This window comes from Actinomadura kijaniata NBRC 14229 (assembly GCF_001552175.1).
Classification (GTDB): domain Bacteria; phylum Actinomycetota; class Actinomycetes; order Streptosporangiales; family Streptosporangiaceae; genus Spirillospora; species Spirillospora kijaniata.
The window spans coordinates 1-2269 of record NZ_BCQR01000327.1 but is presented as its reverse complement, the minus strand read 5'-3'; the positions used below and the strand labels follow the sequence as shown (position 1 = coordinate 2269).

The 2269-nt window shown below is 72.7% G+C and carries 2 protein-coding genes; both read right to left on the bottom strand.

Features of this window, described 5'->3' with window-relative positions; translation table 11 throughout:
• A partial coding sequence (locus tag AKI01S_RS48515) for a beta-ketoacyl synthase N-terminal-like domain-containing protein (RefSeq protein WP_174567494.1) occupies nucleotides 1-1004 on the bottom strand: 1004 nt, incomplete at its 3' end.
• 16 nt (nucleotides 1005-1020) lie between these two features.
• The coding region (locus AKI01S_RS48510; protein WP_157420772.1) for a type I polyketide synthase at nucleotides 1021-2269 on the bottom strand (1249 nt) is incomplete at its 5' end.

The following is a 2269-nucleotide window of genomic DNA, read 5'->3' as shown; positions in this document are numbered from 1 at the left end:
GCCGAGAGCCGCGCGTCGGACAACACCTGCTCGATCAACTGGATCTGGGCCGGGCCGTTGGGCGCGGTGAGCCCGTTGGACGCGCCGTCCTGGTTGACGGCCGAGCCTCGGACGACGGCGAGCACGCGGTGGCCGTTGCGCTGGGCGTCGGAGAGTCGTTCGACCAGCAGGAGTCCGACGCCCTCGCTCCAGGCCGCGCCGTCGGCGGCGGCGGAGAACGACTTGCAGCGGCCGTCGGCGGCGAGCCCCCGCTGCCGGCTGAACTCGATGAACGCCTCCGGTGTGGCCATCACGGTGACGCCGCCCGCCAGTGCCAGGTCGCAGTCGCCGTTGCGGAGCGCCCGGACGGCCAGGTGCAGGGCGACCAGCGAGGACGAGCAGGCGGTGTCCACCGAGATGGCCGGGCCTTCGAGCCCGAACGTGTAGGCCAGGCGGCCCGACGCGACGCTGCCCGCGCTGCCGGTGCCGATGTACCCCTCGAACTCGGCGGGGGAGTCCTGCATGAGCCGCGAACCGTAGTCGTCGTACATGACGCCGGTGAAGACGCCGGTGCGGCTGCCGCGCAGTGTGCGGGGGTTGATTCCGGCGTTCTCGAACGTCTCCCAGCTGGTTTCCAGGAGGAGGCGTTGTTGGGGGTCGGTGGCCAGGGCTTCGCGGGGGCTGATGCCGAAGAACTCGGGGTCGAAGTCGGCGGCGTCGTACAGGAAGCCACCGTGACGGGTGTAGCTGGTACCGGGGTGGTCGGGGTCGGGATCGTAGAGGGACTCCAGGTCCCAGCCCCGGTCGGTGGGGAACTCCCCGATGGCATCAACGCCTTGGGCGACCAGCCGCCACAGATCCTCGGGAGACCGCACCCCGCCGGGGTAACGGCAGGCCATGCCCACGATCGCGATCGGCTCGTTTTCCCGGGACTCGAACTCCCGCAGCCGTTCCCGCGTCTGCTGGAGGTCGGCCGTCACGCGCTTGAGATAGGTCCGGAGCTTGTCCTCGATCTCCGTTGACATTCAGAGCCTCTCCATCTCAGGCGATGCCGAGTTCGTTGTCGATCAGGTTGAACATCTCGTCGTCGGTGGCCGCCGCGATGTCGCCGGAGCCCGGACCCTCCTCGGTATGCCGGGTGAGCAACAGCCGGAGCCGTTCGGTGATCTCCTGCCGGGAGTCGTCGGACGCCTTCCGCAGCGCCTCCTCGATCCGGTCGAGCTCGGCGAGGACCGAGTCCCGCCCGCCCTCCGGATCCCCGGCCGCCAGACGGCTCCCGAGGTACTCGGCGACGGCCGCCGGGGTCGGGTGGTTGAACGCCAGCGTCGCGGGCAGCCGCAGCCCGGTCGCCGCGCCCAGGCGGTTCCGGAAGTCGACCGCGATCAGCGAGTCGAAGCCCAGCTCCTTCAGCGCGCGGTCCGGATCGATCCGCTCAGCCGACGCGTGTCCGAGCGCCGTCGCCACATGCGAACGCACCAGGTCGAGCAGGAGCTCGCCGCGCTCGTCCTCCGCCGCCTCGGCGAACCGCCGGGCCCAGCCGTTCCCGCCGTCCTCGGGGGCCCGCCCGGACGGCCGGGGCGCGAGATCGCGGAACAGCGCCGGGACCCCGCCGTTCGCGGCCTGACGACGCAGCGCCGCCCGGTCCAGCGGCGCGAGCACCAGATGGGAGTGCCCGCCGGCCGCCAGCGCGGCGTCGAACAACGCCAGCCCCTCGGCCACCGACATCGGGGCCAGGCCGGTCCGGCCCAGACGGCCGACGTCGGAGGCGTTCAGGTTTCCGGTCATCTCGCTGGTGTCGGTCCACAGTCCCCAGGCGAGGCTGGTGGCGGGGAGGGCGTGGGTGTGGCGGTGGTGGGCGAGGGCGTCGAGGTAGGCGTTGGCGGCGGCGTAGTTGGCTTGTCCTGGGGTGCCCAGGGTTCCGGCGGCGGAGGAGAACAGCACGAACGCGGTCAGCGGTAGGTCGCGGGTGAGTTCGTGCAGGTGCCAGGCCGCCTCCGCCTTGGGACGCAGGACGGTGTCGAGGCGGTCGGGGGTGAGGTTGGTGAGGGCGGCGTCGTCGAGGACCCCGGCGGTGTGGATGACGGCGGTGAGGGGGTGCTCGGCGGGGATGGTGGCGAGCAGGGCGGCCAGGTCGTCGCGGTCGCTGACGTCGCAGGCGGCGACGGTGACTTCGGCGCCCGCGCCGGTCAGCTCGGCGCGCAGTTCCTGCGCGCCCGGCGCGTCGGGGCCGCGCCGGCTGAGCAGCAGCAGGTGCCGGACGCCGTGCCGGGCCACCAGGTGCCGGGCGACG